The organism is Robertmurraya sp. FSL W8-0741, from assembly GCF_038004005.1.
Lineage (GTDB): Bacteria > Bacillota > Bacilli > Bacillales > Cytobacillaceae > Robertmurraya > Robertmurraya siralis.
The window spans coordinates 3,255,490-3,282,314 of record NZ_JBBOQG010000001.1 but is presented as its reverse complement, the minus strand read 5'-3'; the positions used below and the strand labels follow the sequence as shown (position 1 = coordinate 3,282,314).

Here is a 26,825-nt window from a genome sequence, read left to right as displayed (position 1 = left end):
ATACATAATTGAAAAATATCATTCGAATTGAAATCATAGAATGCTAGTAAATATTGTATACTTAAGTAGGTGATATAAGTTGAGAAATTATATTGTCATATTAATTCAGCTTATGATTTGGAGCGTTTATACTTTATTTGAATCGCTTTCTAAATATGATCAAATAATTTATAATGTTGCGATGTTTTTCGTATTTGTCTATTTAGGGATGGTTGCTAGTAATTTGATTTTGAAGTCAACAAAAAAAACGATCTTTGTCACCCTTGTTAGTTTAACTGTCTATTGTGCCATTCATATTTTTTTGAACCTTTTCTAGCAATGATGAAAATGAATGGATAAAATAATAGGGATATATTAAAATTCGTAATTATTTTGAGGTGACAGCATTGAAACGGTGGTTAGTGTTTATGGCAACTAGTCTTCTCTTGGTTAGCTGCAGTCATGAAAATTCAAATGATTCTCTAGCAAAAACTGATAAGCAATTGGTCGATGAGGATCAGAATGAATTGATTGAAAAGGAAAACGGGAAGCAATTATTAAATGAGGAAGGGCTGGAAACAAATGGTGCTGAGACGGATGAACCGTTATATAAGATCGATGACAGAACTTGGGCGGTTGTTCCGATAGAGGAGGCAAACGAAAAAGTTGTTTTACTAACAATTGATGATGCACCGGATAAGCATGCGTTGGAAATGGCTTATACATTAAAAAAATTAGGTGTTAAAGCAATTTTTTTTGTAAACGGCCATTTTATTGACACGCATGAAAAAGCAACAATTTTAAAAGAAATTCATGATCTAGGATTTACCATTGGCAATCACACCTACTCTCATCAAAATTTAACTAATCTTGATCAGGAAAAACAGTTACAGGAGATTATCGCTGTAAATGATCTAGTAGAGGAGATTACAGGTGAACGACCAAAGTTTTTCCGAGCTCCATATGGGGCAAACACTGACGAGTCTAAAAAAATAGCAGTAGAAGAAAAAATGGTTGTTATGAATTGGACGTACGGATATGATTGGGAAAAAGGTTTTCAGGAAAAAGATGCGTTGACGGAAATAATGATTAATAGTCCATACTTAAATAGTGGGGCAAATTTATTAATGCATGATCGAAAATGGACAAGTGCAGCTTTAGAAGGGATTGTTAAAGGGTTGCAGGAGAAAGGCTATGAAATAGTAGATCCAGATCTTATAGAGGTCCCTGAATAAATGAAGGACAAGGACAAATATTTGTCCTTGCCTATTTTCGTGGATAAAAATACATGATTCGTCCATTAAATAGTTGCAGTTCAGCTTTTAGTTTTTTTGCCAGAAACTTACAGAATTCGTTTGCTTTTCCTTTATCTCCAAATGTTGAGGTTTCTGGTAGGGTGATTTGAATATACGTTTGTTCTAATGGCGCTTCTTCTTGATGTAAAGTCTGTTTATCAACACCGATTAAAATGATATTGTAATTCGCTTCTTTTGATTTTAGATAAAACCACTTTCCCTTTCCTTCGGGTTTTTCGACAATCTCATACGGGAAGGCAGCTTCCCTGTATTCCCAATTAAGCTGATCACCGGTTTTATTGGTAATATTTTTATAATAATTGAATAGTTCGATTACTTCATCAGTGGTAACGCTTTCCTTTTCTGATGAAGGTACGAGTCTTATGTATGCATGACTAGACATGTCCCATCCCCCTAATTATCCCAAAGATAAAGTAGATCATCATCCTCTTCTATTCTAGCAAAGTTTTCAGATAGGTGACAACAGAGAAAAAGGAAAGTTGACGATATTTTGACACTTTGGTAATATCGTTGTTTTCTTTATTTTGATCAACTATAATAAAATTGGGAATATTACAATAAAAAGGAGGCGATAACGATGATGGAATATTTTCATAAGTTATATGATGAGCACGAAAAAGCAAAGGTGCGATTTGTTGGATTTGTGACGGAGACAACACGATATGATTTTGGTATTGTCTACACGAATCAATTTTTTGGTAAGCCTTTAGTCGTTTGTATGCAAACTGGCCGCTCAACACTCCTCGACTCGAAAGACCTCGCTGATATTGAATATATTCAATCTGCATTCCGCATTCAAGATGAACAACAGGCATCGGATTTAATTGAGTTTTTTAAAACAGCAATTCCACATATTCCTTTTGAACCTCAATATGAATAAGATGAGACCTATTTGGTCTTTTTTTACGTTCTGACTATTACAATAGGTAATAATTTCGTTTTTGCAGTAGTCTAAATTTGATGAGAATGAAAAAAGAACATGTCTGAAATAATGACAGGACATGCTCAATCATTGAAAGAAGGATTAGAAAATTTTATTTTTCTTCTTTTGAAGATTGACAGCAGTTGCATTTGGCGTACAGAATAGTTACCTTTTCATCCTCGAAATGCTCAACAGTTGATTCGCATGTTTGGCAAACGATTGTACCCATTTTCCAGTCTCCTTTTTTATTAATGTTGTCATAAACTTAGGAATGTAAGCGTTTAATAGCTGTTAATTAAATAATAATATAACATATTTAAATATTCAAGTTAAAATTGTATAACACATTAAATCAATTTTGTTTGACAATTAACTTCAAAAATGAATTTATTAAATATGAAAAGTTTATTTTAAAATAAAATAGACCGTAGACAAACTCGAACTCCTCGAGCTTGTCTACGGTCTGAAACCTGACGCTAAGTCAGGTTTATTTTTTATTGGATCGCTTTATGTTCTTTTATCACTCTCAGCATCCGTGCATCAAAATTCTCTGGTCCTTGTACGGGTAAACCAACTTCGATATTCTTCTTAATATAGAGGAGATTATCTTTCGTGACAATTTCTCCAGGAATAAAAATCGGAATTCCAGGAGGATATACCATTATAAACTCCGCAATGATTCTTCCTTCAGATTGATCAAATGGTACAAGTTCAGTTTCAGCATAAAATGCATCTCGAGGAGTTAATGCAAGTAAAGGGATATCTGGCAATAACACTTTACTTTCCACTTGTTCTGTTTTCCTGATCCGGTTTTTTGAGAGCTCTCTAAGGGCTTTGAGCAAAATATCTGCCTCCCGCCTTGTGTCTCCAGGGGTCACAATACATAGGATATTATAAAGATCAGATAATTCGACTTCAATATTATACATTCCTCTCAGCCATTTTTCGACCTCGTAACCAGTGATTCCAAGTTCTTTCACCGAAATGATCAATTTCGTTGGGTCATAGTCATAGGTAGCCATGGAGCCGAGAATTTCCGCTCCGACACAATACAAATGTTCGATTTGATTAATTTCATGACGCATATATTGAGCCAGTTGAATGGCTTCTTCAATTAATTGATGCCCTTTTACAGCTAATTGCTTACGAGCAACGTCTAAAGACGCAAGCAGCAAATAAGAAGTCGATGTCGTCGTCAGCATGCTTAAAATTGTTTGAACTCTTTTTGGGGAAACAAGCCCTTCTTTTACATTCAAAATGGAGCTTTGTGTCATAGAACCACCTAATTTATGAACACTTGTGGCAGACATATCTGCTCCTGCCTGCATTGCCGACATTGGCAGTTTTTCATGAAAATGAATATGCACTCCATGTGCTTCATCGACCAGCACGGGGATGTCAAAAGAGTGGGCTATCTCCACAATCTGTTTCAAATCAGCGGATATACCAAAATAGGTCGGATTAATGACAAGTAATCCCTTTGCATCAGGATTCTGTTCTATTGCTCTTGTTACAGAATCAGTCGTAATTCCATGAGATATGCCGAGCTGTTCATCAACCTCTGGGTGGATAAAAATGGGGATGGCACCAGAGAAGACAATCGCCGACATTACCGATTTATGCACATTTCGGGGAACGATAATTTTGTCTCCAGGTCCGCATACAGTCATCACCATGGTCATGATCGCACCGCTTGTTCCTTGGACTGAAAAAAAAGTATAGTCGGCCCCGAATGCTTCTGCTGCCAAATCTTGAGCTTGTTTAATAATTCCTTTTGGAGCGTGCAAATCATCCAGTGGTCCAATATTAATTAAATCGATAGATAATGCGTTGTCACCGATAAATTCTCGAAAATCAGCATCCATTCCGACCCCTTTTTTATGTCCGGGAATATGGAATTGGATTGGATTCTTTTTTGCATGTTCAAGTAGACCGTTAAATAACGGTGTTTCAAATTGTGACAAAGTATTTCCACACCTCTTTATTAAAATATAAGTATTTCATCGTATTATCTTTATCATAATGAAGGAAAACAAATGAATTATAGCATTAATCCGTACCAGTGCAAAGAAAAATTAACGTAATACTGATAGTTTTTGAAGGAAACACGAAAATAACCGGAAGCTGCCATTATTTTTTTAGGAAAAAGGAAGATAATTTGCTTTTCTTGAAAAGAGACGCTAAAATCACTGTAGTTAAGGAAAGCGAGCGGATGTAAACATGGAATATCAATATCCAATTGACTATCATTGGTCTACGGAAGAAATTGTTGACGTGATTAAATTTTTCGAACACATTGAAGCAGCATATGAAAGAGGAATTGAACGGGATGTTTTAATGGCATCGTATCGAAGATTTAAAGAGATTGTTCCAAGTAAGTCAGAGGAAAAAAAGCTATGTGGTGAGTTTGAAGAGAACAGCGGTTATTCTTCTTATCGCACCATTAAAAAAGCGAAGGAAAGTGAACAAGGACAAATGATTAAAATGTAAAAGGAGTTCTCGGCAGAGAATTGCTGATTTTGATTGCGAAAGGTGTAACGCAAAAACTAGCTGGTGGATTGTTGTCTCATCAGCTAGTTTTTTATTTTTGAATAGAAAAAATGATTGGAAGTAAATTCCTTTAAATTAAGGATTTGTTATTTGTAGATGCTGATTTATCAACAATATTTTTAACAAAGTCTAGATTAATGGAAGGCCTGAAACTTAATTTGCTTTTTAAATTGGGCATTCTCACAAGTTTAAGCCATTTTGTAAAGGGGTATTAATTGATTAAATACTTGTTCAACCTTTTTAACAAAGTCATCGCCTGACATCGCAACCGCTTCTTCTCTAGGAATTTGATAGCCGCAGAGAATCTCAGCTTTTTTAACCGTTTGTAAACGCTCAAACAAAGCCTTTAATTCCTCTTTTTTCAGATTCTTATGTGGAATTACATCAGGCTTTGTATGATCACCAGACCAAACAAAGTCCTTAGGTGTATCTTTATAGATCGATGTTAGCTTTTTCTCTAATGTTTTTCCGAACTCAGCCTTATTTGTTGCTTCATATATTACAGCAAACCAAACAAAAACATGTGTTTCCCACAAACCAATTTGAAAATGTGGTAGCATCTTATAACCGCGCGAATTGCCGGCAAATGCAACCCACGTATCTTTCGGTGGATTCACTGTCCTTCTCGCATGCTTCGCAACATGAGCATACATTTCCGAGCCAGTTAGGGTAGATAATGTTGGTGCAAAATGGTGACCTAATGCATCAAGCTTTGGACTAATATTTTCTTTAAGTGCTTCCATTCTATCTTCAAAGCCATCTATTTTAAATACATTAAAATCAGCATCGGTAAAACTAGATAATTTCATACTTTCCCTCCTCAGACCTTTGTCAAATATTGTAGCATAATCACCCTCAAAACAAAAAATATCAAGCCTTTTGCGCCCTACTTTCGAAACCATTCAATGAAGTATGGCGGAATAAATCGAATCACGTCATAATTAGGCGATAACACAAATTAGTTGCATCCAAAATCAAATCCTCATATCATATATAAAAAGTTAGAATTTTTTAACGACATTAACATGAAAAAAAACAATACAAACAGCCTATTAAACACCTTTAAAAAGTTCATAATTTACGAATCTTTATTAAAAGAGCGTTTTAATAAAGCGAAAGGAGTGTCTGTTTTATGAAGCAATTGATGAATACGTTAAAAAAGAGAGATTTAGAAAAGGAAAGAAAAGCTGTTTTAAGGCTGGAACTGGATTATGAGCTATTAACATTGTTCGATGCGATGGCTGAAGATAATGATGATCAAAAGGAAAAATCAAAGCAAAAGCTTGAAAGAATTCGAGCAGAACTTTTACGTTTAAAGGCATTATAGTGGCAAGGGGAATTATGAATAAATGCTCAGAAAAATGGAACAGTATTCGGGTTGAAAGCGAACTCCTATGAACAAGGTAGGTGTTCGTTTTTATTTTTTTTAAACGATTGAGACGTGTCGATGAAATTTAATTTGGGAAAAGTAAAATTAGTTGAACCGTACACTAATTTGATCTACGCTAGTGAGAAGAACTAATTATAGAAGATGGGAAGCGATCTAAGTGAATAATAATGAGATTTTTGCAAGTGCCTCAAGCTGGATAAAAGAAGCCGGAGAGAGGATTAAAGAATCTTTCAAAACAACTCTTAATATAGAAACTAAATCGAATGCCAATGATCTTGTCACGAATATTGATAAAGAAACAGAGCGTTTTTTTATTACGAAAATAAAAGAGCGGTATCCAGCACACAAAGTATTAGGAGAGGAAGGGAATGGTGACACATTAAAAGAGTTATCTGGAGTTGTCTGGATCATTGATCCGATCGATGGCACCATGAACTTTGTTCATCAGCAGAGAAATTTTGCTATCTCTATTGGAATATATGAGAACGGGGTCGGAAAGATCGGTCTTATTTATGATGTGGTTCATGATGAACTGTACCATGCCATAAAAGGTGAAGGGGCTTTCGTGAATAATATACGTTTACACACACTTGAAGAAGCCACTGTTTCTCAAGCGATTATTGGCATAAATGCGACATGGGTCACACCGAATAGAAGAATTGACCCAGCTATTTTGGGGGCGCTAGTAAAGGATGCTCGTGGGACAAGGTCATACGGTTCTGCAGCAATTGAAATTGCCCAAGTAGCTGCTGGAAGGCTGGATGCCTATATGACCCTACGCCTTTCTCCTTGGGATTTCGCTGGTGGTTTAGTACTTATCGAAGAAGTGGGAGGAGTAGCAAGCACATTAAAAGGTGAGCCAATTCAACTATTAGACGAAAATTCAATATTTATTTCTAAACCTGGACTCCATGAAGAGATTTTAAAGAAGTATTTAGGAAATAAAAAATGGTAAATTTTACAAAAATGAAAGCTGAGTCGACAGAGATTCTATCAACTCAGCTTTCATTTTTATATTTCCGTTTTAAAGTAAAGCCAAACCCCATTACGACTATAAATGCAATAAGGGAAAATACAGCCCCGATTATGCTTCGATAGCTAATAGCAATACCTACTCCCCCCATACAAGCAACTGCAGCTATTGCTAAAAATAAGAATGGCCATTTAATGTTACTCACTATAAGTTCCCCCTGTTAAGTATAGGACAGCTTCCTCTGAAAATGGATTTACCCCCTTTTTTTCATTTCGAAGGCGCTTTCCTTTCCATTTCTTCATCTAATTTAACATAAAAAGCGTATAGGTTTCTACATTGTTTATGTTATAATATTTCAGTTAGGCTACAGAATAATAAATAGAGTAAAGATGAATAAAGGTAGGAGTGGAATTTTTGAAGATAAGAGAAGATATTCGCAACATTGCGATCATTGCACACGTTGACCACGGGAAAACAACCCTAGTCGATCAATTATTAAAACAATCGGGGACATTCCGCACAAATGAGCATGTTGAAGAACGTGCAATGGATTCTAACGACATCGAGAGAGAACGTGGTATTACGATTTTGGCGAAAAATACTGCGATTCAATATAAGGACACTAGAATCAATATTTTAGATACTCCTGGCCACGCAGACTTTGGCGGTGAAGTGGAGCGAATCATGAAAATGGTCGATGGTGTCTTATTAGTAGTCGATGCCTATGAAGGCTGTATGCCGCAAACTCGTTTTGTTTTAAAGAAGGCATTAGAACAAAACTTAACACCAATTGTTGTTGTTAATAAAATTGATCGTGATTTTGCTCGTCCGAAAGAAGTCATTGATGAAGTTTTGGATCTATTTATTGAGTTGGACGCAAATGAAGATCAATTGGAGTTTCCTGTAGTTTATGCTTCGGCGATTAATGGTACTGCAAGTGCAAATCCTGAGCAGCAAGATGATAATATGCAAGTATTATATGATACGATTGTTGAACATATTCCAGCGCCAATTGATAATAGAGAAGAGCCCTTACAGTTCCAGGTTGCCTTGCTTGACTATAACGATTATGTTGGAAGAATTGGAATTGGTCGTGTTTTTCGTGGAACGATGAAGGTTGGTCAGCAGGTCGCCTTGATGAAGCTTGATGGCACGGTTAAGCAATTCCGCGTAACAAAAATATTCGGCTTTTTTGGATTAAAACGTCAGGAAGTTCAAGAAGCGTACGCTGGGGATTTAATCGCTGTATCTGGGATGGAAGACATTAATGTTGGTGAGACGGTATGTCCATTTGAGCATCAGGAAGCACTCCCTGTATTGCGCATTGATGAACCGACTTTACAAATGACATTCCTTGTGAATAATAGTCCTTTTGCAGGAAGAGAAGGTAAGTTTATAACTTCTAGAAAAATCGAAGAGCGGTTGCGGGCGCAATTACAAACAGATGTTAGCTTAAGGGTTGAGAATACCGATTCGCCGGATGCTTGGATTGTGTCAGGTCGAGGCGAGCTTCATTTATCAATTCTTATTGAAAACATGCGTCGTGAAGGCTATGAACTTCAAGTTTCTAAGCCAGAAGTAATTGTGAGGGAAATTGACGGTGTTCGCTGTGAACCTGTTGAACGTGTGCAAATTGATGTACCTGAAGAGCATACAGGTGCTGTAATGGAGTCAATTGGTGCGAGAAAAGGAGAAATGCTTGACATGATCAATAATGGTTCTGGTCAAGTGCGTCTTATCTTTATGGTGCCAGCACGTGGACTGATCGGTTATACGACCGAATTTTTAACATTGACTCGTGGATATGGAATTATTAATCATAGCTTTGACAGCTATCAGCCAATTGCCCAAGGTCAGGTCGGGGGAAGACGTCAAGGAGTTCTTGTCTCAATGGAATCCGGGAAAGCAACAACTTATGGTATAATGCAAGTGGAAGATCGGGGCGTCATCTTTGTCAATGCCGGGACTGAGATTTATGAAGGAATGATTGTTGGAGAGCATAACCGTGAGAATGACATTACGGTTAATATCACAAAGGTTAAGCATGCAACAAACGTGCGTTCTGCGACTAAAGATCAAACGACTACAATGAAAAAGCCGCGTATTATGTCGCTTGAAGAAGCATTGGAGTATTTAAATGAGGATGAATATTTAGAAGTGACACCTGAATCAATCAGACTTCGCAAAAAGATCCTTGATAAAGGGGAAAGAGAAAGAGTTGCGAAGAAAAAGAAAACTGTTTAAGAGAAAAAAAGTGCTTTAAAAGGGGAGTAATGGAGAATGGATATTACTGAACGCCTGACTTTTTTCGCTGCACTGTTTAAAGTGGATGAGAATCCTAAATTGGGAATGTGGCTGCTTTATATTACTGTCATCATTCTCTGTGTGATCGTCTTTAAATTAGGATTTGCCAGAAAGTTACCTTTATTACAGAACATTATTATTTATGCCTTCTTAATATTCGGATGTACCATTTTAACCTTTTTTGCCGTGTTTTTGCCGATTGCGGAAGGGTTAGTGGTGGCAGCGCTCATTTTAATCATATATAAAATTCGCTTACATCAAGAGAGAAAACATAAAGAACATGAAGTGTAAAGGGGAAAACTATGAATTCAGTTCAAGATGCAATCTATAATTGGTTAACGATCAAAATTGTGATTGATGCACGCCCGGAGGATACAGCCGCCGTTGAAACAGAGAAAATGTTTTATGACATTTTGTTAGAAAAGCATATGCTTTCGAATATTGAAGTTTCCAAGGATGAAGACATGTACTATGTTCACTTTGATGAACAGGGTGAAAGAAAAAAGCAAAGGTTTCCCCGAGAATTAATTGAAATCATGTTAAATCAGATTAACCAGCAACCAGAAAAGTATCGCAATTATCCGCAATAACAAAAACTCCGCTCAAAGCTTTGAGCGGAGTTTTGTTTGTCAACCAGGCATCGAGAGTATTATATCTCGGTATCGTTTGGTATTTTGGGATTGGCATTGCGGTTAAAATACGTTGCCGCCCCAGGTGCTTGCTTACCGGGGGAGCGTGCGGTGAGCCTCAGCGGATGCGGAGCTCACTAAGAGGTGTATACGGACATAACCGGGAAAGCGAGAAGTCTCCAGTCCGAATGAGAAGTCTCTTCGTTCGGAGCAAGTGAAATTTTTAAGGACGAATTATGCTCTCAATTCGACTGACTGAAACAAATGAGGTCTGCAAGAGTTCAATTCGATTAACAGCGTTAATATACAGCTAACTTCCTTGCCGGAATCAATGTCATTTGTTTTCTACCCCGACAGAATAGAGGACAGCAGCTCTAGAAATTCTGCCAAAAAAAGACCACTAAAAACTTTTTCAGTGGCCTCGCAGTCGCTTCAGCAGGTCTTATCGGTCCCGCAAATGCTTTGAGCAAGCTTTTTCGTTTAGGAAATGAGACGTAAAGTTGGTGTAGAATCACACTTTTAGTACAGCTCTAAGGGAGGGCGAGCACTCCAGATTTACCTTTCAATAACTCAGAAGGTTTTTCCTTTTTCGCTTTTGTTCACCAATCTTCTTCTTCGTTGTTGGAACGATATAGTCTAAAATTTCCCGTCGCAATTCTCTCGTTCGTTCGTTCGGTAATTCTTGTTTCACAGGATTTGCACATGAATGTATGGATCGGGCGATTTCTTAACTTTTTTGCTTGAAAAGAATGATCGTCAATGGATTCTATATTGTCACAAATTACGCATTTAACTCTCATTATTACACCTCTTTATTTTACTAGACAATATTGGTTTCATTCTTTCTAGTATACCATTCTCAAGAGAAAAAGTCTTAGCTTGTAAATATTATAACGTTGCCGTTACATGTGGCAAGTCGGATGGTTTTACAAAAATCATCAATAAAAGCATATTTTTTAACATTTCTTCATTAGAATTTGTGGTAACATGGTTATAATATTATATTGGGATGGAATGGTAGGAGGGATAGGAATGGCCAATCAAGTGGAACCCATTTTAATCACGCCACTACTTGATGAATTAAAAAAAGAACGCTTCGTCACGATAGCAACGGTTGACTATGAAACAGGCGGACCCAATGTTAATGCAATTTCATGGATTTTTGCCAAGGATGAGAAAACGATCTTTTTTGCTGTCGATAATCGTTCCAGAATTGTCCAAAATATTCAAGAGAACAATCAAGTCGTTTTAAATGTCATTGTTAATGAAAGTACGTATTCTATTAGCGGAGAAGCGACACTAGAAGCTGAACTGATGGAAAATGTTCCGTTGAAGCTTGCGTTAGTAAAGATTAATGTTCTTGAAGTAAGGGACGTAATGTTTTATGGTTCAAAGATTATTGTTGAACCGCAATATGATAAAACATACGATCAAGAAGCAGCAATGCGCTTAGATCGTCAGGTTATGGATGAAATGAAAAGAGCTTAGCGGCATTTTGTGCTAAGCTCTTTTGTTGTTCGCATTTCTTGCAATATTAATCTAAATGGCGATTGGATTGTTCTTTTTGTTTTTCCTCCAATTTTTTAGATTGTTGATTGTTTAATTGCTCTTTCGGTTTATCGACGGTGTTTTCTTTTGCATCAGGATCAACCATATCTGCTGGTATTTCGGGCATTAATCTTCCAGAAATATCAGCAAGCTCGTTAAAAATTCCTTGAATGGGTTTTCCGTCACGAATGTCATTGGCAATTTCCCTTATTCTTGCCGTCATATCTGGGTCGGCTACGACAACAGCTCGTGCACCATGAGGATCATTTTTTAAGCTCTCTGCTACAGAGTACTTAATGGAACCCACTTCTGAGCGCTCCAGATCCTCATTTACATCAATTCCAACAATGGCATAATTTCCAAGGACGACTGCTGCGGCATCATTTACATTTGGAATGCTTGCAGCTAAGTCAACAAGGTGTTGGGAAATTTCTTGACCGCTTTTACGGTCAACGTTTTGAATTGTAGAGTTTCGTACATTTAATGCTTGCTGTTGATTATTTGTTTCATTTGCTTCATTTCGATTTGCTCCACAGCCTGTAATGATAAATACGAGAAGGAGCACGAAAAGTTTATTTTTCATCGTGTATGGCACCTCCAAATTTGTTGAAGAATGAGAGTGATGTACAAGTTCTTGATCTGCCTTCAATTTACTAAGAGAATCATTATGATTATTGTGCAAAATTTCTTCTATCTTTATTCGGGAAAACATATATTTTACAAAGCTTTATCTAATCAACGAGTGGATAACGGGCTTAAAATCAGGATCTGAAGCCTAAAAAAGACCTATGAGGAGCAGGAGGCATAGATTTGACAAAAATATATGTGTTAGATACAAATGTCTTGTTGCAAGACCCATATTCCATATTTTCATTTGAGGATAATGAAGTAGTAATCCCAGCAGTTGTACTTGAAGAAGTGGATTCGAAAAAGCGCAATATGGACGAGATTGGAAGAAACGCGAGACAAGTATCAAGACTCATTGACGGCTTAAGACAAGCTGGAAAGCTCCATGAAAAAATTCCTCTTGAAAATGGCGGCGCGTTACGAATTGAGTTAAATCACCGCTCATTTCATCAGCTTCAGGATATTTTTGTGGAAAAAACAAATGATAACCGCATCTTAGCAGTTGCCAAAAATTTATCATTGGAAGAGGAAACAAAAATAGATGGTAAACGAGTGATTTTGGTGAGCAAAGACGCTCTTGTCAGGGTGAAGGCAGATGCGATCGGCTTATATTCAGAGGATTTTCTCAGTGATCGAGTGATTGAAAATGATCATATTTATACAGGAGTTATTGAGAAATTTGTTGATATTACGGTACTAAATAGCTTTTATGAAAAAAAAGAACTTCCATTATCAGAGCTTGGTAATTTATCCTTATATCCCAATCAGTTTATTTTGATGAAGGATTCCTTAGGTTCATCGACTTCCGCCATTGGAATGGTTGATCAAACGGGATTGACCGTTAAAAAGCTTGTTTTTGATCATGATCATATATGGGGAATTCGTTCGAGAAACGTCCAACAAACAATGGCCATTGAACTTTTATTACGGAAAGACATTTCTTTAGTTACGTTGATAGGGAAAGCCGGTACTGGGAAAACATTGCTAGCGTTAGCGGCAGGATTGATGCAGACAGAAGATTATGGAGACTATAAAAAATTACTGGTGGCAAGGCCGATTGTTCCGGTCGGAAAGGATTTAGGGTTTTTACCTGGCGAAAAAGAAGAAAAACTGCGCCCGTGGATGCAGCCGATTTTTGATAATCTTGAATATTTATTTAATGTGAAAAAACCTGGGGAGTTGGATGCGATTTTAGCAGGCATGGGTTCGATCGAAGTGGAGGCATTAACCTATATTCGCGGTAGAAGCATCCCTGATCAATTTATCATTATTGATGAGGCTCAAAACTTGACAAAGCATGAGGTGAAAACAATCCTTACTAGGGTTGGAGAAAGAAGTAAAATTGTTTTAATGGGGGACCCGGAGCAAATTGATCACCCGTACTTAGACGCTTATAACAACGGGCTTACATATGTTGTGGAAAAATTAAAAAGTCAATCTATCGCTGGTCATGTAAAGCTCTATAAAGGAGAGAGATCAGGGCTGGCACAATTAGCTGCAGATTTGCTTTAGTGGACTGAAAAATGGTCATGCAAAAAAGCGAGTGGAGTGAGAGATGTAATACATTTCTTCTCCACTTGCTTTTCTAAACATAATTCATCGATAATTTTAAATTAGCTCAGTTTTATATTACTCGACTCGGAATGCCCTTACATTTTTGATTGGATTTGCATAATTTGAACCATCCCCAAAATAGCAATGTATCGGTCCATCTTCCTTCAATGGTTTTCCGTCTTCAGAAAAGCCAAGCACCATTTCCTCCGCTTTTGCTAAAGGGACGGTGACAGAGTCGTCAACTGTTTCGATTATCACTGTTTTGGCATGTTCAAGAACTTCAGCGTTCAAAAGGAAAGGCTTAAAAGGAATGCAAAAAGTACCTGTTAACAGCTCTTCTTTTAAATATTTTTCCTCGGTTTTTAATGTTGGAGGTAAAATGGCACCTTCCATAATTTCCCGATCCCAATGTTTTGATACTTCTTTTGTATACTCCTCTAGGGAATTTTTTTCATCATGTTGCTTTTCGAAATAGGTTAGTAGGTCTTGGCGTCGATCGTCGAAAATCCAAACACTTGGATCTAAAGTAATCGTATATTTTACATTTCCAGATAACATAACGATTGATTCCATTGTTTCCCTCAACTTTCTGTGTTTGTCGTTGTGAATGGACATGCAAAAGCGGTTATTCAACATCTTATTTTTGTATGAATGTTGGCTAATACTAGTTATCGGCGCATTTAAGTTAGCAGTTGTGCTAAAGAAATTTGCTTCCGCTTTTCTAATAGTATACCGATAATGTATGAAAATGTCATATTTTCAGTTTTTCTGAAATCTTATGATGAAAATCCAGTGATCATCCTAATCTACTTGCTTTTTTCCTCTTATAAGGTTAGAATTTATAGAAGGATAATCGCTCGGAAACGGGGGGGATCAAGTTGGCGTCAGAAATGATAATCGATCATCGTGAAAAGGCAAATGCTCTGTTAAAGGCTGATGCTGATAAAATATTGAAGCTAATTAAAGTGCAGATGGATAATCTTACAATGCCGCAATGCCCTTTATATGAAGAGGTATTGGACACGCAGATGTTTGGGTTATCTCGAGAAATAGATTTTGCAGTTCGCCTCGGTTTAATCGAGGATAGAGTAGGGAAAGCTATTTTGGATGAATTAGAAAGGGAACTTTCAGCTTTGCATGAAGCTTCACAAAAAAAATAAGGTCATTCCTTCTTACAGGAATCGGTAGATAGAACATTGAATAATATCTACACGAAAAAGACTAAAATAAAAAACTCAAACGTTACGGAAGAATCGTTTGAGTTTTTTTACATATGTTTTTGATAACGTGCTTCTATTAAAAAACAATAGAATAAATGGAGATAAGGAAGAGATAGGATGCTAAAAAAAGTACTAAAATCATACGATTATTCACTTATAATTGTCGTTATATTACTGTCCTTGTTCGGTCTCGTTATGGTCTATAGTGCTAGTATGGTCACAGCGATGCAGAGGTATGGTTTTGAAAGTGATCATTTTTTTATCAGGCAAAAAATATTTTTGTTGGTAGGATTAGTCGTTTTTTTATTTTTTGCTATTGTTCCGTACAAGCTTTATTTAAATAATAAAGTGTTAATTCCTATCGTGCTTATTTCCCTCATATTATTGATTGGGGTTTTAAAATTTGGAACGATCGCGGGGAATGCTCGGAGCTGGTTTGATTTTGGACCAATCCGACTGCAGCCTTCGGAATTTGTGAAAGTAGCAGTCATTGTCTATTTAGCAGCTGTTTACGCTAAAAAGCAGCAATACATAAACCAATTTAATACTGGGGTTTTACCGCCTTTAGTATTTATCATTCTTGTTTCATTTTTAATTGCTTTACAGCCGGATTACGGAACTATAGCGATTATTCTTTTAATTTCAGGGACGATTATTATTTCTTCTGGAATGAACTTTAAAAGCATTCTCAAGCTTGGCGCACTTGGTGGAGTGATGTCTATTCCGCTTGTGTTGTTTTTAAGCGATAAAATCTTCTCTGCCACTCGCCTCGATAGATTTAAAGTCCTTGTCGATCCTTTTGCAGAAGGTGTTGCTGACGATAGTGGCTATCACCTTGTTAATTCTTTTTATGCAATCGGAGGAGGAGGAGTTGAGGGCCTCGGTTTAGGGCAGAGCATTCAAAAATTAGGATACTTGCCTGAGCCGCATACTGACTTCATAATGGCAGTCATTTCTGAAGAACTTGGCGTGTTTGGAGTTGGTTTTGTTCTTATTTCATTAAGCTATATTGTATTAAAAGGACTCTTCATTGGGCTAAAGGGGAAAGATCCGTTCGGGAGTCTCCTTGCGATCGGGATTGCGAGTATGATCGGAATTCAAACATTTATCAACCTAGCTGGAATTTCAGGCATTTTCCCACTTATGGGAATTCCTCTGCCATTTGTAAGCTATGGCGGTTCTTCGTTGCTACAATTATCAATTGCAATGGGGATTTTAGTTAATGTTTCTATGTTTGTTAATTACGAAGCAAAATATAAATCCAAAGTTAATATGGAAGGACCCACCGTTCGGCCCAATAAAAAAAGTGAATTTAAAGCGTAATGATTGTTTTTTTGATTAAATAACGATTGCACAACGTTAATGGCAAAGACGATTTTTGCTGGTACGGGAAAATGGCAGAAGAGATAAAGTATGACTGAATGATGCTAAAAAAGGAGCCGTTTTTTGCTGAGCCATTTTTCTAGCGTTGTGCAATTCTATCTAACTATAGTAGAATATAATAATAAAATTTTATATATTTTAATAATTTCAAAATTTGTGCTTTTATAGTATGTAGATCATCGAAATGGCCGACTAGCAATAAAAAATTGCTAGTATGCTATAAACCGTAAATGAAAAATATCGATAAAAGAGGTGTTCTTATGGTTAGAAAGATTAACAAGGTTTTAGTTGCAAATAGAGGGGAAATTGCAATTCGTGTTTTTAGAGCGTGCACCGAATTAAATATTCGTACAGTGGCTATTTATTCAAAAGAAGATTCCGGCTCCTACCACCGCTACAAAGCAGATGAAGCTTATTTAGTTGGTGAAGGAAAAAAACCGATCGATGCTTATTTGGATATAGACGGAATTATTGAAATTGCAAAAGCTAGTGACGTCGATGCGATTCATCCTGGCTATGGCTTCTTATCAGAAAACATTCATTTTGCCAAACGGTGCGAGGAAGAGGGAATAATTTTTATCGGCCCAAAATCGCATCATTTAGATATGTTTGGTGACAAAGTAAAAGCCCGTACTCAGGCACAACTAGCCAAAATACCTGTCATCCCTGGCAGTGATGGTCCGGTTTCAAATGTACAAGAGGTGCTCGAATTTGGGCAAAAATATGGATTCCCCCTAATTATTAAGGCATCTCTTGGCGGAGGCGGTCGTGGCATGAGGATTGTCAGAAGCATGGATGAGGTAGAACAAGCTTTCGATCGGGCAAAGTCTGAGGCTAAAGCGGCGTTTGGGAATGATGAAGTGTATGTGGAAAGGTTCATTGAAAATCCGAAGCATATAGAAGTACAAATTATTGGAGATGAGGCAGGCAATATTGTCCACCTATACGAAAGAGATTGTTCGGTCCAACGCCGTCATCAAAAAGTAGTAGAAGTTGCTCCATGTGTATCGATTTCCGATTCATTGCGAGAAGAAATTTGTGTTGCTGCAGTTAATCTTATGAAGAATGTCAATTACTTGAATGCAGGGACGGTGGAATTTCTTGTTGCCAATGAAGAATTCTTTTTTATAGAAGTGAATCCGCGTGTTCAAGTAGAACATACGATTACCGAAATGATAACGGGAATTGATATTGTTCAATCGCAAATTCTGGTGGCAGAAGGTCATTCCCTCCATTCTGAAACAGTAGCGATACCTGAGCAAAAAGATATTAAAATCCATGGTTATGCGATCCAATCACGTGTTACTACAGAAGACCCATTAAATAACTTTATGCCTGATACAGGTCGAATTAATGCATATCGTTCTGGTGGAGGCTTCGGTGTTCGTTTAGATGCAGGGAACGGCTTTGCCGGCGCCATTATTACTCCATACTATGATTCATTGCTTGTAAAGCTATCAACACATGCATTGAGCTTTGAACATGCAGCATCGAAAATGGTAAGAAATCTTCAAGAATTTCGAATTCGTGGCATTAAAACGAATATTCCATTTTTGGTTAATGTCGTAAAGCATAAAAAATTCCGTTCAGGCGAGTATGATACTTCATTTATCGATAAGACGCCAGAATTGTTTTTATTCCCTGTAAGTAAAGACCGGGGAACTAAAATGCTGACATATATAGCGAATGTAACAGTAAACGGTTTTCCCGGGATCGAAAAGAAGAAACGTCCGGTTTTCGATACACCTAGAATCCCTAAACTTAAATTAACAGCTCCCTATCAAAGCGGTACGAAGCAGATCTTAGATGAAAAAGGTGCGGCAGGACTGGTCGAATGGGTTAAAAAGCAGGAAAAAGTGCTATTAACAGATACAACATTTCGCGATGCTCACCAGTCCCTCCTGGCAACTCGTGTACGTACGACGGATATTAAACATATTGCCGAACCGACAGCAAAACTTCTTCCAGAAATGTTTAGTTTTGAAATGTGGGGCGGCGCAACATTCGATGTTGCTTATCGTTTCTTAAAAGAAGATCCTTGGGAACGGCTTCTAACCGTAAGAAAGCAAATGCCGAATGTACTATTGCAAATGCTTCTAAGGGCATCTAATGCAGTCGGTTATAAAAACTACCCTGATAATGTTATTCGCGAATTTGTAGAAAAATCAGCTTTCGCAGGCATTGATGTTTTCCGAATTTTTGATAGTTTGAACTGGGTTAAAGGAATGGAAGTGGCTATTGACGCAGTTAGACAAACAGGGAAAATTGCTGAAGCATCCATTTGTTATACGGGAGATATTTCAGACCCAGCTAGGACAAAGTATAATTTGCAGTACTATAAAAATCTTGCGAAGGAACTAGAGCAGCAAGGCGCACATATTCTTGGAATAAAAGATATGGCAGGCCTCTTGAAGCCGCAATCTGCTTATAGATTGATATCTGAGTTGAAGGAAACAATAGATCTTCCGATTCATCTCCATACCCATGATACAAGCGGAAATGGCATTATCACGTATGCGAAAGCAATCGAAGCAGGTGTCGATATTGTTGACGTTGCATTAAGTACGATGGCAGGCTTAACCTCGCAACCAAGCGCTAATTCATTATATTATGCTCTTGAGGGGACCGACAGAAAGCCGAATATTAATATTTCTACACTGGAACAGTTGGCACATTATTGGGAGGATGTGCGGAAATTTTATCAGGATTTTGAGAGTGGAATGATGGCGCCGCATACGGAGATCTATCAGCATGAGATGCCGGGGGGGCAATATAGCAATCTTCAACAGCAGGCAAAAGCAGTTGGATTAGGTGATAAATGGGATGATGTGAAGGAAATGTATGCGCGCGTTAACCAAATGTTCGGTGACATTGTCAAGGTTACTCCTTCATCAAAAGTCGTAGGTGATATGGCTTTATACATGCTGCAAAATGAGTTAAGTGAAGAGGATGTTCTGGCAAAAGGTAACAGCCTTGATTTCCCAGATTCTGTTGTCGAATTATTTTCAGGTTATTTAGGCCAGCCAACAGGAGGATTTCCGAAAGAATTGCAAAAGGTCATTCTAAAGGGCAAAGAACCAATTACGGTTCGTCCAGGTGAATTATTAGAGCCGGTTGATTTTGAGGCTATTAAGGCAGAGTTATATAAAGAGCTGGGAAGACCGGTAACAAGCTTTGAAGCGATTGCGTACTCCCTATATCCAAAGGTGTTTAAAGAATATATGGCTACAGTAGACAAATTTGGCGATTTATCTGTTTTAGATACTCCTACATTCCTTTATGGGATGAGACTAGGTGAAGAAATTGAAGTTGAAATTGAAAAGGGAAAGACGTTAATTGTAAAATTAGTCTCAGTGGGACAACCGCAACCAGATGGAACGAGAATTGTTTATTTTGAGTTAAATGGACAGCCGCGAGAGGTGATTGTGAAAGATGAAAGTATCAAATCAACAGTTGTCTCAAAAGTGAAAGCAGATCCGAAAAATGAGCAGCATATCGCCGCTTCCATGCCTGGAACAGTAGTAAAAGTTATTGTAGAAAAAGGTGAGAAGGTCGAAAGAGGCGATCATCTTATGATAACGGAGGCAATGAAAATGGAAACAACGGTACAAGCTCCATTTTCCGGTATGGTCAAAGACATTTTTGTTTCTAACGGGGAGGCAATCCAAACGGGTGATTTACTGATTGAGCTTACCAAATAAAAAACTGCTATTAAAGGTAACGAAAAAGACAGTGGGGCGGCCCACTGTCTTTTCGTTTAATCAATAATTTGCGAAGTATTGGAGTTTTGCTGTTTTAATAAGATTTCATTTTTCTTGCTTCTTGATGTTAACAGGATAAAATAGCTTAAAACACCAAAAAGACAAGAAATAAAAAATGCATGTGATAGCGCGATAAATAAATTCAATTTCGTCAATACAACGAGTGCACCGGCAATTACTTGGAGAGTAACGAGAATAAAAGAAACGATCCAGCCCCAGTACACAACTTTTTGGTGCTTATAATGTTTAATCGCCATATAAGTAATATAAGCAATCCAGAAGAAAATTAACGCTGCTGCAAAACGGTGTCCCATTTGAACCCATTCATGGAAAGAAATAGGTATATTCGGGGCTGTGTTCACGCACAATGGCCAATCTCGACATACTAGACTAGCATTGACATGGCGAACTAATGCACCAGTGTATACGACAATAAAGCTATATAACGTAACTCCGATAATATGCTTGCGCATCCGTTCATCCAACACCAGTTTTTCGGCCGCAAACTTCTTATCGACTTCAAAAATCAGCAAGGTTAAAAGGAATACTGCCGCAAATGAGATGAGCGAGATTCCGAAATGAATCGCAAGAATGAAATCAGATTGTCCCCATATGACAGCCCCTGCACCGATTAGTCCTTGTAATACTAAAAAGGAGAATGAAAGCAAAGAAAGGAATTTTGTTTCTCGGATATGCCCAATCGCTTTCCATGACCAATAGGACAAAATAAGCACCATTAAACCGACAACTCCCGATACTACTCTATGGGCGAGTTCGATCACTAACTCCATCGTAATATCGGTTGGAATGAGTTGCCCATTGCATAATGGCCATGAGCGACCACACCCCATTCCAGAATCTGTTTTCGTCACTAGCGCACCACCAAGAAGAATGAACAGCATTCCGATTGTGGTGAGCACAGCAAACCATTTTAGTGACCTTTTCAAGTTAATACACCTACTTTAATTAAGATCATTTTGTCATTGTAAGAGAGCACTTTTTTAGTAGTAAACAAAAAAAGAATTTCTGAAGAAATTTTATTATCATTTAGAAATAATAAATTATGGGGTCTTCATTAAAGAAAAGAAAAAGTTCCAAAATAAAAATTTCGCTTTGCAATCAAAGAAAAACTGCTTGTAAACAATATAACGAATATTTTAGTAAAAGAACAGATTTACCACTTTTTTTTCACCACTTTTTTGATAGTACACAAAAATAATGAAATTTACAATGGTATGAAAATTAAACAAGGTTATTATAGTAAAAAGGTTGCAAAAAGAATAAGAGTTTGCTAGAAATATATAAGAGTAAATTTCATACGGGTTCAGCTTAAGTGATTAACAAGAAAATATCGTTGGATTTTTCTATCTATACATAATATCAAAAATACCATTTTTATGTTAATTACATTGTTATTGTAAAAAAATAACAAGTAGAAATAGAAGTTTTATCCAAAGTTCACAAAATAGGCAAAAAATATTCAAAAAAAGTTCACAGTTCATGCTAAAATATGGTTTAATAAAGAGACAGGAAACCTTATTAAATACGGTTATTAAATAACATTAACACTATGGTAATAGTGAAAAAATTATCCTGAAAAAAATTTGAAAGGATACCCTCGTCTCTGTTGCAAGTGCATTGATCAAGAACGGGATTGTTGATAGTTGCCCAAGCATCTTTAAGATGTCTTCGTGACAGGTTATTTAGGAGGAAGGGAAATGAGTAATTTGAGGGCTTTAAATGAAGTGCCATCGCGTAGCTGTGAGCAAAATGTAGAAGCTGTGATACCGAAAACAAGTGCATGGAAGGATTTTTTAGCACTGATCAAAGTCGGAATTGTAAATTCAAACATGATTACTACTTTTACTGGTCTTTGGTTGGCACTTTATTTTACCGAGGCAAGATTTTTAGCCAATCTTGATATTGTTCTATATACACTGGTGGGTTCAGCTCTTATCATTGCCGGTTCCTGCGCCATCAATAATTTCTATGATAGGGATATTGATCCATTAATGGAGCGAACAAAGGTGAGGCCAACGGTAACTGGAAAGATAAGTCCGACAATTACGTTACTTTTGGGAATTGGCTTTATTGTTTTAGGAGTTCTTTTTCTTTTACTGACAACGTTTACAGCTACTCTGCTTGGGATTTTAGGAATCGTGAGCTACGTCTTCTTGTATACGATGTGGAGTAAAAGGAAATTTATTTCAAATACAATTATTGGCAGTATTTCAGGAGCTGTTCCTCCTTTGATTGGATGGGCAGCCGTTGATCCAAGTCTTGATGTCATTGCATGGAGTTTATTTTTAATCATGTTTGCCTGGCAGCCCCCTCATTTTTATTCATTAGCAATGAGAAGAGTAGATGAGTATAGGGCAGCGGGTATTCCAATGCTCCCTGTGGTCAAGGGGTTTGAAGTAACGAAAAAACATATCCTTGCTTGGGTCATCATATTATTTCCAATACCGTTTTTATTAACTTCACTAGGTATACCTTTCTTAATACTAGCTACCCTATTAAATGTAGGCTGGTTGTTAATTGGTATTAATGGTTATCGAAAAAAAGATGACATGAAGTGGGCAAAGTCGATGTTTGTATACTCTCTGCAATATATGACGATTATGTTTGTAGCTATGGTAATTGTCACGCTTGTGTAATTATGGTACAACATTTTGTCTCTTACATAAGAAGTTCCACTTTAGATTTAACAAAATTTAAGAATATCTAAAATGAACATTTATTTTTTGGGAGAATTTTTCTTTACACTATTTTAGTAAAGGGGATTTATCTATAAAATTTTCAGGGAGAGTTTATTTCATAAAGCACGGCTGATGATAACGACTTCCGAATCAGACATTAATTTAGCATGAAGTGTATATGGAATTCTTGACCATTTCATTGGAATCGTATTCGTTTTGTTAAATAAGTTGACTTTGTGAAATTTACTCATCCAAATTCAATTATTTTTTTACGAAAGAGGGGTATGTTCAAGCTATGAAAAAGCTAGCAAAATGGCGTCTGTTCTCATTATTAGCGTTAATGGCGCTCATTCTTTCCGGTTGCGGCAAGCCGTACTTATCAACTCTCCAGCCAGCTGGTGAGGTTGCCCAAAGACAATATGATCTTATGCAATTAAGTACGATTATTATGGTTGGGGTAATTGCAGTTGTAACCATCATCTTTCTTATTGTCGTTTTCCGTTTTAAACGCAAAGATGAACAAATTCCTAAACAAGTGGAAGGTAGTCATAAATTAGAAATCATATGGACAGTTATTCCAATTCTATTACTACTTGTTTTAGCTGTTCCAACGGTAATTGAAACATTTAGACTTGCTGATGTTTCTGCCATGGACGAGGTAAATGAAGATGGAAAGACAGATGCACTAGTGATTAACGTACGTGCTAATCTTTATTGGTGGGAATTTGAGTATCCAAATGAAGAGATCGTTACGAGTCAGGAGTTAGTGGTTCCAACGGATCAGAGGGTTTATTTTAATTTAAAAGCATCTGATGTAAAGCACTCCTTCTGGATTCCGTCAGTTGGTGGAAAGATGGATACGAATACAGATAATATAAATAAGTTCTGGTTGAAATTTGATTCCAAAGGTGCAGAAAAGGCCAATGAACTATTCTATGGAAAATGTGCAGAGCTTTGCGGTCCATCCCACGCTTTAATGGACTTTAAAGTAAGAGCAGTTCCTAGTGATGAATTCGATCAATGGGTAGCATCGATGCAAGGAGTTGAGGAGCCGATTCAACCGGAAACTGCATTAGCTCAAGAGGGGCAGGAACTTTTCAACCAAAGCTGTATTGGATGTCATGCGATCACACCAAACAATGCTTCTCCAGAAGCAGCTCGCGTTGCACCAAATTTAACGGATTTTGGTGACAGAGCATATGTAGCGGGGATTTTAGAGAATAATGAAGAAAACATTAAAAAGTGGTTAGCAGATCCAGAAACGCTTAAGCCGGGAAACAAAATGAGTAAGACATACGGAGAATTAACACCTGAACAAATTGATGCTTTAACTGCTTATTTAATGGAGTTAAAAGTGCAAGAATAGTCGTATTTTCATAAAGAAGAACGACAAATTACAACGATACAAAACCTGAATTATATTGTATGTATAGCAAGGGGATTAGTTTTCAAAGGGAGGTAAAATTGTGAGTACGTACGCTCAAAAAAAGGGGTTCGGAGCAACTGTTTGGGACTATTTAACAACGGTTGACCACAAGAAAATTGCAGTCCTTTACTTAATTGCAGGGGGATTCTTTTTCGTTGTCGGTGGCCTCGAAGCAATGTTTATCCGAATTCAGCTAGCGGTACCGAACAGTGATTTCGTTAGTGCTGGCCTGTATAATCAAATTTTGACCATGCACGGTACGACGATGATTTTCTTGGCAGCTATGCCATTGTTATTTGGATTTATGAACGCAATTATGCCGTTGCAAATCGGTGCTCGCGATGTAGCGTTTCCTTTCATTAATGCACTTGGATTTTGGTTATTCTTCTTTGGGGGAGTATTCTTAAACCTTTCCTGGTTTTTAGGAGGAGCGCCTGATGCAGGGTGGACGTCTTATGCTTCATTATCTCTTGCATCTGAAGGGCACGGAATTGATTTTTATCTATTAGGTTTGCAAATATCTGGTGCAGGAACGTTAATGGGGGGAATTAACTTCCTCGTGACGATTATCAACATGCGTGCACCTGGGATGACTTATATGCGCATGCCGTTGTTCACATGGACAACATTTGTCGCATCTGCACTCATTTTATTTGCATTTCCACCATTAACAGTAGGGATTTTCTTGTTAATGTTTGATAGACTTTTTGGCTCTAATTTCTTTGTTACTGCTGCAGGCGGTAACACGATTATTTGGGAGCATTTATTCTGGATTTTTGGACATCCGGAAGTATACATTCTTGTTTTACCGGCCTTTGGTATTTTTTCGGAAATTATTCCAGTTTTCTCTAGAAAGAGACTATTTGGATATTCCTCAATGGTATTCGCGACAGTATTAATCGGCTTTTTAGGATTCATGGTTTGGGCTCACCATATGTTTACAGTTGGACTTGGACCGATTGCCAATGCGATTTTTGCCGTTGCAACGATGGCGATTGCCGTACCGACGGGTATAAAAATATTTAACTGGCTCTTTACGATGTGGGGAGGAAGTATCAAATTTACGACGCCAATGCATTATGCCGTAGCCTTTATTCCTTCTTTCTTAATGGGAGGAGTTACAGGGGTAATGCTAGCAAGTGCAGCAGCTGACTATCAGTACCATGATACGTATTTTGTAGTCGCTCATTTTCACTATGTAATTGTCGGTGGGGTAGTCTTTGCAATTCTAGCCGGAACTACATTCTACTGGCCAAAAATGTTCGGTACGATGTTAAATGAAACTTTAGGAAAAATCACGTTCTGGTTATTCTTCATTGGATTCCATTTAACTTTCTTTATCCAACATTTCTTAGGATTATGGGGAATGCCTAGACGTATTTTCACATTCCTTGAAGGTCAAGGTCTGGAAACAGGAAACTTTGTAAGTACAGTAGGTGCATTCTTCATGGCCGCTGCAACAGTGGTGTTAGTTATTAACATTATAATAACGACTGTTAAAAATGAAAGAGTAGGCAATGATCCTTGGGGTGATGGCAGAACACTTGAGTGGGCCATCCCATCTCCACCACCATTTTATAACTTTAAACAACTTCCATTGGTACGCGGTTTAGACCCTCTTTGGATTGAAAAAATGGAAGGGAAAAAAGGAATGACTCCAGCAGAACCGCTAGGAGATATTCATATGCCGAATGCATCATTCATTCCTTTCGTTATCTCCTTTGGACTATTTGTAGCAGCATTTGGGGCAATGTACCGTTTAGACTATGGATGGGGCTTGCCGGTGCTTATTATTGGTTTGGCCATTACGTTCGGTTCCATGTTCCTACGTTCTGTAAAAGATGATCATGGCTTCCATATTCATAAGGAAGAATTAATCGATGAAGATGATAATAAGGGGGTTAAGGCATAATGCACGCTGAAGAAAAAATGACACTTGAAAAATGGCCTGCTTCGCCTGAAAAGCAAACCCTTGAAGCAAAAAATAAATTTCTTGGCTTCTGGTTGTTCCTTGGAGGAGAGACGGTTCTTTTCGCCTCTCTCTTTGCAACCTATCTCGCTTTAAAAGATAAGGTTCCAGGGCCAGATCACGCATTAGCAAAAGATTTGTTTGAAATACCATTAGCATTTTTAATGACTATGTTGCTCTTAACAAGCTCTATTACAAGCGTATATGCGATGTATCATATGAAGAACTTTGAATTTAAAAAAATGCAGCTTTGGCTTGGGATTACTGTCGCTCTTGGTCTTGCTTTCCTTGGCTGCGAAATTTACGAGTTTTATCATTATGTACACCATTATGGTCATACATTTACAAGTAGCGCCTTTGGTTCAGCGTTCTATACATTAGTAGGATTTCATGGGGCACACGTTGTATTTGGATTGGCATGGATTATAACCTTAATGGTACGGAATGCGAAAAGAGGATTAAGTCTATACAATGCACCTAAATTTTATGTTGCTAGTCTATATTGGCATTTCATCGATGTTGTATGGGTGTTTATCTTCTCTGTAGTATATCTAATGGGAATGGTGGGATAAACT

27 protein-coding genes are annotated in these 26,825 nt (G+C 37.4%); 18 read left to right on the top strand and 9 right to left on the bottom strand.

Translation table 11 applies throughout. The features are described 5' to 3' along the window. The first annotated feature begins 79 nt into the window (after positions 1-79). Together NST02_RS15905 and NST02_RS15900 are read left to right on the top strand one after the other, a co-directional pair. Positions 80-316: a hypothetical protein gene (locus tag NST02_RS15905; protein WP_137742791.1), complete on the top strand. Its 237-nt coding sequence runs from the start codon at positions 80-82 to the stop codon at positions 314-316. A 70-nt stretch (positions 317-386) separates the two neighbouring features. Further along, positions 387-1,214: a polysaccharide deacetylase family protein gene (locus tag NST02_RS15900; protein ID WP_321177974.1), complete on the top strand. Its 828-nt coding sequence runs from the start codon at positions 387-389 to the stop codon at positions 1,212-1,214. 31 nt (positions 1,215-1,245) lie between these two features. Here the strand turns inward: NST02_RS15900 and NST02_RS15895 are convergent, their stop codons facing one another. Beyond that, positions 1,246-1,677 (bottom strand): DUF1885 family protein, encoded by a 432-nt coding sequence (locus tag NST02_RS15895; RefSeq protein WP_095313447.1) that lies wholly within the window; start codon positions 1,675-1,677, stop codon positions 1,246-1,248. Between the two features lie 198 nt (positions 1,678-1,875). On the opposite strand from NST02_RS15895, the gene NST02_RS15890 reads away from it, so the two are divergent. Then, positions 1,876-2,175, top strand: coding sequence for a DUF3055 domain-containing protein (locus tag NST02_RS15890; protein WP_095313514.1), 300 nt, complete (start codon positions 1,876-1,878; stop codon positions 2,173-2,175). A gap of 154 nt (positions 2,176-2,329) precedes the next feature. On the opposite strand, the gene NST02_RS15885 is transcribed toward NST02_RS15890, so the two are convergent. Continuing rightward, positions 2,330-2,446: a GapA-binding peptide SR1P gene (locus NST02_RS15885; protein ID WP_095313445.1), complete on the bottom strand. Its 117-nt coding sequence runs from the start codon at positions 2,444-2,446 to the stop codon at positions 2,330-2,332. A gap of 265 nt (positions 2,447-2,711) precedes the next feature. Continuing rightward, positions 2,712-4,181: an aminotransferase class I/II-fold pyridoxal phosphate-dependent enzyme gene (locus NST02_RS15880; RefSeq protein ID WP_095313207.1), complete on the bottom strand. Its 1,470-nt coding sequence runs from the start codon at positions 4,179-4,181 to the stop codon at positions 2,712-2,714. Positions 4,182-4,437: 256 nt separating this feature from the next. Between NST02_RS15880 and NST02_RS15875 the strand changes: the two genes are divergently transcribed. Then, positions 4,438-4,707 carry a UPF0223 family protein gene (locus NST02_RS15875; RefSeq protein ID WP_095313205.1) on the top strand — a complete coding sequence of 90 codons (270 nt, stop codon included), beginning with the start codon at positions 4,438-4,440 and terminating at the stop codon, positions 4,705-4,707. 248 nt (positions 4,708-4,955) lie between these two features. Here NST02_RS15875 and NST02_RS15870 read toward each other — a convergent pair whose 3' ends face one another. Beyond that, entirely contained in the window at positions 4,956-5,576 is a 621-nt protein-coding gene (locus NST02_RS15870; RefSeq protein ID WP_212933410.1) for a DUF1054 domain-containing protein, read from the bottom strand. 323 nt (positions 5,577-5,899) lie between these two features. Here NST02_RS15870 and NST02_RS15865 point away from each other — a divergent pair, with 323 nt between their 5' ends. Beyond that, on the top strand, positions 5,900-6,094 hold the full coding sequence (locus NST02_RS15865; protein WP_095313200.1) for a hypothetical protein: 195 nt from the start codon (positions 5,900-5,902) through the stop codon (positions 6,092-6,094). Positions 6,095-6,314: 220 nt separating this feature from the next. After that, positions 6,315-7,112, top strand: a complete 798-nt coding sequence (locus NST02_RS15860; RefSeq protein ID WP_137742792.1) for an inositol monophosphatase family protein — start codon at positions 6,315-6,317, stop codon at positions 7,110-7,112. A gap of 43 nt (positions 7,113-7,155) precedes the next feature. Here NST02_RS15860 and NST02_RS15855 read toward each other — a convergent pair whose 3' ends face one another. Beyond that, complete coding sequence (locus NST02_RS15855) at positions 7,156-7,335, bottom strand: YlaF family protein (protein ID WP_095313196.1); 180 nt, start codon at positions 7,333-7,335, stop codon at positions 7,156-7,158. A 209-nt stretch (positions 7,336-7,544) separates the two neighbouring features. On the opposite strand from NST02_RS15855, the gene typA reads away from it, so the two are divergent. Genes typA through NST02_RS15840 form a run of 3 tightly spaced genes read left to right on the top strand, consistent with a single transcriptional unit; the run spans position 7,545 to position 10,024 of the window. After that, complete coding sequence (gene typA / locus NST02_RS15850) at positions 7,545-9,374, top strand: translational GTPase TypA (RefSeq protein ID WP_095313194.1); 1,830 nt, start codon at positions 7,545-7,547, stop codon at positions 9,372-9,374. A gap of 36 nt (positions 9,375-9,410) precedes the next feature. Next, the gene (locus NST02_RS15845) at positions 9,411-9,725 is read left to right on the top strand and encodes a YlaH-like family protein (RefSeq protein ID WP_095313192.1); all 315 of its coding nucleotides are present in this window, start codon (positions 9,411-9,413) and stop codon (positions 9,723-9,725) included. Positions 9,726-9,736: 11 nt separating this feature from the next. After that, positions 9,737-10,024 carry a hypothetical protein gene (locus NST02_RS15840; protein WP_095313190.1) on the top strand — a complete coding sequence of 96 codons (288 nt, stop codon included), beginning with the start codon at positions 9,737-9,739 and terminating at the stop codon, positions 10,022-10,024. 638 nt (positions 10,025-10,662) lie between these two features. Here the strand turns inward: NST02_RS15840 and NST02_RS15835 are convergent. Continuing rightward, positions 10,663-10,863 (bottom strand): YlaI family protein, encoded by a 201-nt coding sequence (locus NST02_RS15835; RefSeq protein ID WP_095313188.1) that lies wholly within the window; start codon positions 10,861-10,863, stop codon positions 10,663-10,665. Positions 10,864-11,095: 232 nt separating this feature from the next. Here NST02_RS15835 and NST02_RS15830 point away from each other — a divergent pair, with 232 nt between their 5' ends. Next, positions 11,096-11,551 (top strand): pyridoxamine 5'-phosphate oxidase family protein, encoded by a 456-nt coding sequence (locus tag NST02_RS15830; RefSeq protein WP_095313186.1) that lies wholly within the window; start codon positions 11,096-11,098, stop codon positions 11,549-11,551. A gap of 46 nt (positions 11,552-11,597) precedes the next feature. On the opposite strand, the gene NST02_RS15825 is transcribed toward NST02_RS15830, so the two are convergent. Next, a complete protein-coding gene (locus tag NST02_RS15825) occupies positions 11,598-12,194 on the bottom strand; it encodes a YhcN/YlaJ family sporulation lipoprotein (protein WP_095313184.1) in 597 nt (198 codons plus the stop codon). Positions 12,195-12,421: 227 nt separating this feature from the next. Between NST02_RS15825 and NST02_RS15820 the strand changes: the two genes are divergently transcribed. Beyond that, complete coding sequence (locus tag NST02_RS15820; protein ID WP_095313182.1) at positions 12,422-13,750, top strand: PhoH family protein; 1,329 nt, start codon at positions 12,422-12,424, stop codon at positions 13,748-13,750. Positions 13,751-13,867: 117 nt separating this feature from the next. Here NST02_RS15820 and NST02_RS15815 read toward each other — a convergent pair whose 3' ends face one another. Continuing rightward, complete coding sequence (locus NST02_RS15815) at positions 13,868-14,365, bottom strand: hypothetical protein (RefSeq protein WP_095313180.1); 498 nt, start codon at positions 14,363-14,365, stop codon at positions 13,868-13,870. Between the two features lie 305 nt (positions 14,366-14,670). Here NST02_RS15815 and NST02_RS15810 point away from each other — a divergent pair, with 305 nt between their 5' ends. The 3 genes from NST02_RS15810 (at position 14,671) to pyc (ending at position 20,096) form a co-directional block, all read left to right on the top strand. After that, positions 14,671-14,952 (top strand): YlaN family protein, encoded by a 282-nt coding sequence (locus NST02_RS15810; protein WP_095313178.1) that lies wholly within the window; start codon positions 14,671-14,673, stop codon positions 14,950-14,952. A gap of 177 nt (positions 14,953-15,129) precedes the next feature. Beyond that, positions 15,130-16,335 carry an FtsW/RodA/SpoVE family cell cycle protein gene (locus tag NST02_RS15805; protein ID WP_095313176.1) on the top strand — a complete coding sequence of 402 codons (1,206 nt, stop codon included), beginning with the start codon at positions 15,130-15,132 and terminating at the stop codon, positions 16,333-16,335. Positions 16,336-16,655: 320 nt separating this feature from the next. Beyond that, entirely contained in the window at positions 16,656-20,096 is a 3,441-nt protein-coding gene (gene pyc / locus NST02_RS15800; RefSeq protein WP_340949266.1) for a pyruvate carboxylase, read from the top strand. Between the two features lie 56 nt (positions 20,097-20,152). On the opposite strand, the gene NST02_RS15795 is transcribed toward pyc, so the two are convergent. Further along, positions 20,153-21,103: a COX15/CtaA family protein gene (locus tag NST02_RS15795; protein WP_095313172.1), complete on the bottom strand. Its 951-nt coding sequence runs from the start codon at positions 21,101-21,103 to the stop codon at positions 20,153-20,155. Between the two features lie 771 nt (positions 21,104-21,874). Between NST02_RS15795 and cyoE the strand changes: the two genes are divergently transcribed. From cyoE to NST02_RS15775, 4 genes are all read left to right on the top strand, one after another. Next, positions 21,875-22,813, top strand: a complete 939-nt coding sequence (gene cyoE, locus NST02_RS15790) for a heme o synthase (RefSeq protein WP_095313170.1) — start codon at positions 21,875-21,877, stop codon at positions 22,811-22,813. A gap of 337 nt (positions 22,814-23,150) precedes the next feature. Next, entirely contained in the window at positions 23,151-24,221 is a 1,071-nt protein-coding gene (gene coxB, locus NST02_RS15785) for a cytochrome c oxidase subunit II (RefSeq protein WP_340949264.1), read from the top strand. Positions 24,222-24,321: 100 nt separating this feature from the next. Continuing rightward, positions 24,322-26,193 carry a cytochrome c oxidase subunit I gene (gene ctaD / locus NST02_RS15780; RefSeq protein WP_095313165.1) on the top strand — a complete coding sequence of 624 codons (1,872 nt, stop codon included), beginning with the start codon at positions 24,322-24,324 and terminating at the stop codon, positions 26,191-26,193. Then, positions 26,193-26,822, top strand: coding sequence for a cytochrome (ubi)quinol oxidase subunit III (locus NST02_RS15775; protein ID WP_095313163.1), 630 nt, complete (start codon positions 26,193-26,195; stop codon positions 26,820-26,822). The genes ctaD and NST02_RS15775 overlap by 1 nt, the downstream gene beginning before the upstream one ends. Positions 26,823-26,825 lie beyond the last annotated feature (3 nt).

What these genes read in the sequence shown, in the direction of transcription:
- NST02_RS15890 (WP_095313514.1), top strand. Translation starts at nt 1,876, where the DNA reads ATGGAATATTTTCATAAGTTATATGATGAGCACGAAAAAGCAAAGGTG.
- NST02_RS15875 (WP_095313205.1), top strand. Translation starts at nt 4,438, where the DNA reads ATGGAATATCAATATCCAATTGACTATCATTGGTCTACGGAAGAAATT.
- NST02_RS15895 (WP_095313447.1), bottom strand. Translation starts at nt 1,677, where the DNA reads ATGTCTAGTCATGCATACATAAGACTCGTACCTTCATCAGAAAAGGAA.
- NST02_RS15885 (WP_095313445.1), bottom strand. Translation starts at nt 2,446, where the DNA reads ATGGGTACAATCGTTTGCCAAACATGCGAATCAACTGTTGAGCATTTC.
- NST02_RS15835 (WP_095313188.1), bottom strand. Translation starts at nt 10,863, where the DNA reads ATGAGAGTTAAATGCGTAATTTGTGACAATATAGAATCCATTGACGAT.
- NST02_RS15830 (WP_095313186.1), top strand. Translation starts at nt 11,096, where the DNA reads ATGGCCAATCAAGTGGAACCCATTTTAATCACGCCACTACTTGATGAA.
- NST02_RS15870 (WP_212933410.1), bottom strand. Translation starts at nt 5,576, where the DNA reads ATGAAATTATCTAGTTTTACCGATGCTGATTTTAATGTATTTAAAATA.
- cyoE (WP_095313170.1), top strand. Translation starts at nt 21,875, where the DNA reads ATGAGTAATTTGAGGGCTTTAAATGAAGTGCCATCGCGTAGCTGTGAG.
- coxB (WP_340949264.1), top strand. Translation starts at nt 23,151, where the DNA reads ATGAAAAAGCTAGCAAAATGGCGTCTGTTCTCATTATTAGCGTTAATG.
- pyc (WP_340949266.1), top strand. Translation starts at nt 16,656, where the DNA reads ATGGTTAGAAAGATTAACAAGGTTTTAGTTGCAAATAGAGGGGAAATT.
- NST02_RS15775 (WP_095313163.1), top strand. Translation starts at nt 26,193, where the DNA reads ATGCACGCTGAAGAAAAAATGACACTTGAAAAATGGCCTGCTTCGCCT.
- NST02_RS15815 (WP_095313180.1), bottom strand. Translation starts at nt 14,365, where the DNA reads ATGGAATCAATCGTTATGTTATCTGGAAATGTAAAATATACGATTACT.
- NST02_RS15845 (WP_095313192.1), top strand. Translation starts at nt 9,411, where the DNA reads ATGGATATTACTGAACGCCTGACTTTTTTCGCTGCACTGTTTAAAGTG.
- NST02_RS15825 (WP_095313184.1), bottom strand. Translation starts at nt 12,194, where the DNA reads ATGAAAAATAAACTTTTCGTGCTCCTTCTCGTATTTATCATTACAGGC.
- NST02_RS15840 (WP_095313190.1), top strand. Translation starts at nt 9,737, where the DNA reads ATGAATTCAGTTCAAGATGCAATCTATAATTGGTTAACGATCAAAATT.
- NST02_RS15805 (WP_095313176.1), top strand. Translation starts at nt 15,130, where the DNA reads ATGCTAAAAAAAGTACTAAAATCATACGATTATTCACTTATAATTGTC.
- NST02_RS15865 (WP_095313200.1), top strand. Translation starts at nt 5,900, where the DNA reads ATGAAGCAATTGATGAATACGTTAAAAAAGAGAGATTTAGAAAAGGAA.